At 67.9% G+C, this 9,136-nt stretch carries 2 protein-coding genes; both read left to right on the top strand.

Going from position 1 to position 9,136, the window contains the following annotated elements:
* The first annotated feature begins 18 nt into the window (after positions 1-18).
* Positions 19-1,599: a ShlB/FhaC/HecB family hemolysin secretion/activation protein gene (locus tag IV112_RS00940; protein WP_304000526.1), complete on the top strand. Its 1,581-nt coding sequence runs from the start codon at positions 19-21 to the stop codon at positions 1,597-1,599.
* Between the two features lie 186 nt (positions 1,600-1,785).
* On the top strand, positions 1,786-9,136 hold a 7,351-nt coding region (locus IV112_RS00945; protein WP_304000527.1), incomplete at its 3' end, for a two-partner secretion domain-containing protein.

A 9,136-nucleotide genomic window follows, 5' to 3' on the forward strand; every position in this document is an offset into this window, starting at 1 on the left:
AGATCGACGGGGTCCTCGGTGTCGCCCAGACTTTCCCTGCTGCTGTGCATCTGTGCAGTCCAGTTGTCGTTCGCCGACGCGCGCGCCGAGGAGAGTGCCGACGGCCCCCGCTTCGAGGTGCGCGCCTACTCGCTGGCCGGCGGAACAGTTTTCCGGCCGGGGGAAATCGACGCCATGCTGTCGCCCTATACCGGCGCCGAAGTCGGCTTCGGACAGCTCGAAGCGGCGCGCGCCGCACTGCAGGCCGCCTACCACCAGCGCGGCTTCGGCGCAGCCCAGGTCAGCATTCCGGAACAGGAACTGAGTGGCGGCACCGTCGTGCTGGAAGTTCTGGAACCCAAGCTGACCGAAATCACGCTGCAGGGCGCCAAACACCATGACGAAGAAAATATCCGCGCCAGCCTGCCCGCTCTGGCCGACGGCCGCATGCCGAACACGACCGACGTGGCGCGCCAGTTGTCGCTGGCCAACGAAAATTCGTCGAAGCAGACCGATGTGACCTTCAAGTCCGGCCGCAAGCCGGGCGAGATCGCGGCGACGATTTCGGTGGCCGACGACAAGCCGCTGCGCCGCTTCGTCACCGTGGACAACAGTGGCACACCATCGACCGGCACCCACCGCGTCGCCATCGGACTGCAGCACGCCAACCTGTTCAACCGCGACCATGTGGCGACCTTCCAGTACACGACTTCGATAGAGAAGCCGTCCGAAGTGACCATCTTCGGCCTCGGCTATCGCATTCCGCTGTACAGCAGCGGCAATTCGATCGACCTGGTCGCCGGTTACTCGAGCGTGAATTCGGGCCAGGTACAGGTGCTGAACTCAACGGCGAGCGTGTCCGGCGCCGGCCGCATCTTTTCCGCGCGCTATAACTGGCACCTGCCACGCGATGGGGAACTGACGCAGCGCGTCAGCCTCGCGGCCGACTGGCGCGATTTCGACAGCAGTTTTGTCCTGGAGAACGTGCCCGGCAGTCTGGTCCCGCGGGTAATCACCCATCCGGTCAGCCTGTCGTGGAGCGGCAACTGGCGCAACGACCTGCGCGAAGCGGGCCTGAACGTCAGCTATGCGCGCAACCTGCCCGGTGGCGAACACGGCCGCGACAGCGATTTCGCCGCCTCGCGCGGCGGCGCCAACGCGCGCTTCGCGGTGATCCGGGCCGGCGCCTCATGGCTGCAGCTGCTGTCCAGGGACTGGCGCGTGCGCCTGCAGGCACAGGCGCAGTACACCAACGACGAACTGGTTTCGGGCGAACAATTCGGTATCGGCGGCGCCGATTCGGTGCGCGGCCTGCGCGAGCGCGTGCTCGCCGACGACCGCGGCTGGCGTGTCAGTGCGGATCTCGATACGCCCGCCTGGGTGCACGACACCTGGGTGATGCGCGGCGTGCTGTTCGCCGACACCGCCCACCTCTATCGCGTGCGGCCGCTGGCCGGCGAAGACGCAAGTCAGGCAGTTTTTTCGGCAGGCGTGGGTCTGCGCGTCAACTTTTCCACGTGGCTATCTGGGCGGATCGACTACGCTCAACTTATTGACGGAGCAGGAAGATACGACTCCGGAAGTCACCGCGTGCACGCAACGTTCAGCCTGAACTTCTGACCGCCTGAAGGCCACCTCCCGGTGGCGCGCGGCCGGTTCCGGCGAAACACCCCGAATCGCGAAAAATTCGCGCATACAACGTCTGTCTGCGCGACACGAAGCAGCTGCATCACGGGCACCGGACTTTGCGTTGCGAACATACCCGCATCCTGTTTACGGCCCGTTTAAGAAGAACTTGAGGCCGAAATGAACAAGGGTCGCTACAGACTGGTTTACTCCGACGAACACCGCAGCTACGTGCCGGTGCCGGAAGAAACCTGTGCGCGCGGCAAGAACAGCGGCGGTCGCGCTCTGCGCCGCCTGGTCGCGGCCATGGCGGCAGCGCTGCCCGGTCTGGTCATCGCCAATCCGACCGGGCACCAGATCGTGCAGGGCCAGGTCGGCATCCAGACCCAGGGCAGCACGCTGAACATCACGGCCAGCGACCGCGCCATCATCAACTGGAAGCAGTTCTCGATCCAGCCGGGTGAAACCACGCGCTTCATCCAGCCGCATTCGACCGCCACCGTACTCAACCGCGTGGTCGGGCAGGATCCGTCGCAGATACTGGGCAATCTGATCGCCAACGGCCGCGTGTTCCTGATCAACCCGAACGGCGTGCTGTTCGGCGCGGGCGCCAAGGTCGACACCGCGGGGCTGGTGGCCTCGACACTGAACATCAGCAACGAGGACTTCACCGCCGGGCGGCTGAAGTTCAACGCCGAAGGCGCGGCGGGCAAGCTGCGCAACGAGGGCACGCTGAAAACCACTGGCGGCCCTTTGCTGCTGATCGCCACCGACATCGAGAACACCGGCCTGATCACCGCCGACAACGGCGACATCGTGCTCGCCGCCGGCAAGAGCGTGGAAATCGCCGACCCGCATCAGCCCGCACTGCGCGTGCGGGTCGAAGCGGGCGGCGAGGCGATCAACCTCGGTCAGCTGATCGCTCGAGGCGGCAACGTGGGCATGTTCGGTGCGGCATTGACGCAGGCCGGCAAGATCAGCGCCACCGGTGCGCACCGCACCGCCGACGGCCGCATCGTGCTGCGCGGATCGAAGTCGGTTACGCTGACCGCTCAATCGGAGACGACGGCGAAGACCGCCGACGGCGCCGGCGGCGACATCGACATCGCCGCACCCGAGGTGAAGGTCGAGGCCGGCGCGCTGGTCGAGGCCAGCGGCACCCAGGGCGGCCGCATCGATATCGCGGCCACGCAGAAGGCGCGCGTCGACGGCACGCTGCGCGCCACGGGCACGCTGCCCGCCGCTCCTGCACCTGCCCCGACAAGCACGGCCGAGGTCATCGAACTGCCCGCAACCGGGTCCGGCCCGGCACCGGTCGCGACGACAAGCGAAGCCGCCGGCAAGGGCGGCCACATCGAAATCACCGCCGACACCGTGCTGGTCGGCGGCAACGCCACGCTGGACGCGTCCGGCGACACCGGCGGCGGCTCGGTGCTGGTCGGCGGCGACTGGCAGGGCGCCAATCCGCAGGTGCGCAACGCCCAGGTGAGCTGGATCGGCAGCGGCGCCCGCCTGCTGGCCGACGCGCTGTTCGAGGGCGATGGCGGCAAGGTGGTGGTGTGGGCCGACCAGGCCACCGCCTTCCACGGCAACATCTGGGCACGCGGCGGCGAGCGCGGAGGCAATGGCGGCCAGGTGGAGGTGTCGGGCAAGGTCGCCCTGCTCTATCGCGGGCGCACCGACACCTCGGCGGCGCGTGGCCGCAATGGCGTGCTGCTGCTCGACCCGCTGGCGATGGTGATCCAGGGTGGCAGCGGCGACGGATCGAACGACGGCAGCCTGACCTTCAATGGCGGCGCACCAGGCACCCTCACCGCCGAGGCGCTGGGCCCGACGGTGATCTACGAAAGCGAAATCGAGGAACAGAGCAAGACCACCGACATCATCCTGCGTGCGCAACGCTCGGTCACGGTGGGCACCTCGCAGTTCAGCTACACCGGCAGCGGCAACGTCGCCGGCGAAACGGCGGGCCAGCTCACGCTGGCCGAAGGCAGCAGTCTGCTCATCGAAACGCGCAACCTGGGCGCGGGAGAAGGCGGCGCCAGCGCCGGCATCGACCTAGTCACCGGCGGCTGGCATGGCGCCGGCCTGCGCGTCGTCACCCAGGGCGACGGCAGCATCACGATGCAGACCGGCTACAGCAATGGCAGCGCCGTCGGCGACCAGCGCGCCGACATCGTCCTGCCGGTGCTGCGGGCGGCAGACGGCGGCATACTGATCCGCGCCGGCAGCAGTTCGACCGTGGACCTGCGCGGCAGCAGCTACGACTCGGGCGCCGGCATCGATATCAAAGCGGGCACCGTCACGGGCGGCGTCACCTTCAACGCCGCCGATGGCACGCAGATCGACGGCGACTACAGCGCGACATCGGGCACGCTCACCTTCAACGGCGGCGCATCGTCGATCAGCGAACGCCTGACGCTGGCCGCCAACCTCGGCGGCAATGCAGCACTGACGCTGGGCGACCTGCTGTGGCAAGGCGGCCAGATGCTGAGCGGCGCCACCACGACACTCACCGGCAGCGGCCTGATCGACAACAGCGCCGCCTACCGCTACCTCGATCGCCGGCTCGACGTCACCGGCCAGCTCGAATTCGCCAACAGCGCCGGTTACGACCTTTACGTGCGCGATGGCGGGCAGCTGAACATCAGTGCCGGCGGCAGCGTCGGTACGGCCAGTTCCAGCGGTTTCCTGCGCCTGGCCGCGTCGGCCGGCACCGCCACCTTCAGCGCGGAGAGTGGCGCCAGCCTGAATCTGGGAGACGGCAGCATCTTCAGCCTGTCGTCCGACAACGCGGCCGGCAATCTCATCGCCGGCAACTTCACCACCATCGGCAACGGCGTACTGCTGCTGGCGGCAGGGCGCATAAACACAGGTGCCGATACGACCTTCAGCGGCAGTGGCTCACTGCGCCTGGCGAACTCCGGCGTGATCGGCGGCAGCCACGTACTCACGATCGGGACGATGTTCGACTGGCGCGGCGGCAGCATGGACGGCAGCGGCAGCACGGTGCTGAGCGGCAACGGCCTGATCGACAACAGCAGCGCCTATCGCTACCTGCAGCGCACGCTGCGCATCGACGGCACACTGACGCTGGACAATCCGACCGGCTATGACCTGCGCGTTGGCAACGGCGGACATCTGCACATCGGCTCGACCGGCACGCTCGCCACCGGCACCGCGAACGGCTTCATCTACATGCAGGCCGGTACCGGCGGCACGACCGTCCTGAGCGCCGATGCGGGCGGTCGCATCGCGGTGGCCGACGGCACCTTGCTGACACTGCGCAGCGACAGCAGCAGCGGCAACCAGCTCTCTGGTACCTTCGATCTCGACGGCGCCGGCGCGCTGCACCTGGACAGCGGCGCGTTCAATGTCGACGGCAACACGAGCTTCGGCGGTGACGGCCTTCTGCGCATGAGCGGCGGCGCGACGATCAATGGCGACGGCACGCTGACGATCGCCAGCGATTTCGACTGGCGCGGCGGCCGCTTCGGCGGCAGCGGCACCACCCGCCTGACCGGCGATGCCGTCATCGACAACACCTCGGCCTACAAATACGTAAGCCGCAGGATCGAAGTGTCCGGCAATCTCACCTTCGGCAACTCGACCGGCTACGACCTGCGCATCGAGAACGGCGGCTCACTGCATCTGGCGGCCGGCGGACGGCTGTCGACCAGCAGCAGCGGCCTCATCTACATGCAGGCAGGCAGCGGCGGCAACGCGGCCTTCTCTGCCGCCGCCGGTTCCGCGATCACGGTCGGCACCGGCACCACGCTCACGCTGCGCAGCGACGGCAACGCCGGCAACACGCTGGGCGGGCAGTTCGTGCTCGATGGCGACGGCGCGCTGCACATCGATTCCGGCGTATTCACGACCTCCGCCACCAGCAGCTTCGGCGGCACCGGCCTGCTGCGCATCAGCGGTGGCACGACCTTGAACATCGATCACGCGTCGACCATTTCGACGCAGTTCCGCTTCGAGGGCGGCACGCTGGGCGGCAGCGGTAATCTGCTGATCAGCGGTCCGATGACCTGGGCCGGTGGCACGCTGGCGGGCAGCGGCACCACCACTGTCAGCGGCACGGCGGTCATCGACAACACCTCGGCCTACAAATACCTGTCGCGTCGCCTGGTCATCGCCGGCAATCTGGAATTCGGCAACAGCAGCGGTTACTACCTGCAGATCAACAACGGCGGCACGCTGCACCTCGGGGCCACCGGGCGCCTGTTCACCACGGCTGCCAGCGGCCTGATCTACATGGCGGCGGGCAGCGGCGGCACCGCCTCCTTCAGCGCGGACGACGGCGCGCGCCTCGATGCGGCAAGCGGCTTCGACATGACGCTGCGCAGCGACGGCAACAGCGGCAACCGCATCGCCGGCAGCTTCGAACTGGGCGGCAGCGGCGATCTGCACCTCGATTCCGGCGTGATCGGCACCGGTGCCACAACCCGCTTCGACGGCAGTGGCCGGCTGCGCCTCAGCGGCGGCGCCACGTTCAACGCCAATCACGCACTGACCATCGATTCCGCCTTCCGCATGGAAGGCGGCACGCTCGGCGGCAGCGGCACGATAGACAACACCAGTGCCTACAAGTACCTCGGCCGCCGGCTCGACGTCACCGGCAGTCTGGTCTTCGGCAACACCAGCGGCTATTACCTGCAGTTGAACAATGGCGGTCATCTGCACGTCGCCGCTGGCGGGTCGCTGGGCACTTCCGCCAGCAACGGCCTCATCTATCTGGCGTCGGGCAACGGCGGCAGCGCACTGTTCAGCGCCGATGCCGACGGCGATATCGTGCTCGGCGCCGGTACCGAACTGACGCTGCGCGCCGACGGCAATGTCGGCAACCGCCTGGCAGGCAGCTTCGATCTCAATGGCGAAGGGCAGCTGCACCTCGATTCGGGCATGGTGAGCGTCGATACCGACAGCGCCTTCACCGGCAACGGCCGCCTGCTGCTGTCGGGTGGCGGCACGCTGGCCGGCAGCGCAGTACTGTCGATCGCGTCGGCCTTCGACTGGACCGGCGGATCGATGAGCGGCAACGGCACCACCCGCCTGCTGCGCGACGTGACGCTCTCCGGCAGCGGGACACGCATCCTGAACCGCACGCTCGAGATTGCCGCCGGCCGTACGCTGGCCGTCGGCGACGGTGTCGCGTTGAACCGCTCGACCAGCAGCGGGGGCAGTGGTGGCATCGTTGCGCTGGGCCTGTTCACGAAATCCGCCGGCAGCGGTACGGCGTCGGTGAACTACCTCGACATCCGCGGCAATCTGTCGGCCAGCAGCGGCATCCTGTCGATCGCCGGTAACGCGCAGGGAACCAGCCTGGACGGCACCGCGTTCTCGACCAGCGGCAGTGGTTCGCTGCGCCTCGACTCGGGCCTGTTCACGCTGACCAACGGACAGGTGGCCACCGTTTCCGCCGGCAGTCTTGAGTTGCACGGCGCCACGCTGTCCAGTGCGGGCAACGCATCGATCGTCGGCAGTGGCACTTTCCGTCAGGTGTCGGGCACGCTGGACGGTGCCGGTACGCTGACCATCGCGTCGGGTTTCGACTGGACCGGCGGCACCATGGCCGGCAGCGGCACGACGCGCCTGGCCACCTCGGCCAGCCTGAGCGGCAACGCGACGCGCACACTCAACCGAACCCTCGAAATCGCCGCCGGCCATACGCTCAATCTCGGCGACGACGTGCTGATACAGCGCTCGACCAGCAATGGCGGCAGCGGCGGCATCGTCGCCCTCGGCACCGTTTCGAAGTCCGCCGGCAGCGGCGTCGCCTACATCCGCTACCTCGACCTGCGCGGCAATTTCACCGCGAGCAGCGGCGTGCTGTCGATCTACGGCAATACGGCGGGCAGCAGCATCGCCGGCGCCGTGTTCTCGTCCACCGGCAGCGCACGCGTGCGTGCGGACTCCGGCCTGCTGACACTGAACAGCGGCGAATCGGCGAGCATCGGCAGTGGTCTGTTCGAGCTGTCCGGCGCGACGCTGAGCACCAGCGGCAACAGCGCGATCAACGGGTCGGGTCTGCTGAGCTTCACCTCCGGATCGATCAATGGTGTCGGCACACTGAGCGTGAACACCGGATTCGACTGGAGCAGCGGCAGCATGGGCGGCGGTGGCGTCACGCGCCTGAATGGCAGCAGTCGCTTCCTGACCACCAGCGCCAAGACGCTGACACGAACGCTGGAAATCGCCGGCACCGCGCGGACGACCTCGGCTACCAGCGCTCTGCAGATCCAGGACGGCGGCCGCCTGTCCGTACTCGCGTCCGGCGAGTTCGAGATCGCTGGCGGTACCGGCTTCACCTTCAGTGGCAGCGGGCGCATCGACAACGCCGGCCTGCTGCGCAAGACCGGCACCGCGGCCGTGACGCTGGCGATGCCGCTGACCAACAGCGGCACGCTGCGGGTCGAGGAAGGCGTGCTCACCGCCAGCGCCTTCCCGGTCAATGCCGGCACGCTGGATGTGTTCAACGGTGCCACGCTGATCGCCGGCGCGCTGCAGAACGACGGCGTCGTCCAGGGCAGCGGCACGATCAATCTCGGCGGCGCCACGCTGACCAACGCCGGCACGCTGCGCCCGGGGGGCAACGGCGCAGCCGGCACGCTGACCCTCACCGGCCACTACGCCCAGACCGCCAGCGGCGTCATCGAGGCCGACGTGCTGGGCACGCTCGCGGCCGAGCAGGACCACCTGGTGGTCAGCGGCAACGCCGCACTCGACGGCGACCTGCGCCTGGCACCGGCCAACGGCCTGAGCTTCGGTGCGCAGGATCGCTACACGGTGCTGTCCTGCGGTGCCGACGGCTGCCTCAGCGGCACGTTCGACACTGTGGACAGCGGCACACTGGGCCTCACCGCCACCAGTTTCTCGAACGCCATCAGCTTCGCCACCGGCAGCATCGCCAGCACCTGGATAGCGCAGTCCTCCGGCTTCTGGGACGTCGCGTCAAACTGGGCTGGCGGCTTCATTCCGGGCGCACAGAACGACGTGGTGATCGATCAGGCAGGCGACCTGACCGTCACCGTGCGCAACACCTCGCCGGCCAGCAACTTCGTCGTCAACAGTCTTTATTCGAACGAGAACATCGTCATCAGCGGCAGCACGCTGACGCTGGTCGACGACTCGGTCATCAACGGCCGCCTGACCATGTCGGGCGGCACGCTGAACATCGGCACCCAGCTGGAAACCGGCGCCCTGACGCTGAGCGGCGGCACCATCGCCGGTGGCCGCCTGATCACCGCCGGCAGCGGCAACGCGATGAGCGGCGGCACGCTGAGTGCGCTGCAACTGATGCTGGGATCGCAACTGAGGGCGACCGGCGGCACGCTTTCCAATGTCACCCTTTCTCGACAGGGCAGCGCATCCGACGCAGGCAAGGTACTGATCGCCGACAACGGCGACGTGCGCGTGCTCGGCGCACTTACGCTGGACAACGCCGAGATCACTCTCGCCTCCGACGGCAGCTCGACCTATCTGCGCGGCACCGCCGGCGCGTGGTCCATCAACGGCAACGGCTCCA

This window comes from Methyloversatilis discipulorum (assembly GCF_018780585.1).
GTDB lineage: Bacteria > Pseudomonadota > Gammaproteobacteria > Burkholderiales > Rhodocyclaceae > Methyloversatilis > Methyloversatilis discipulorum_B.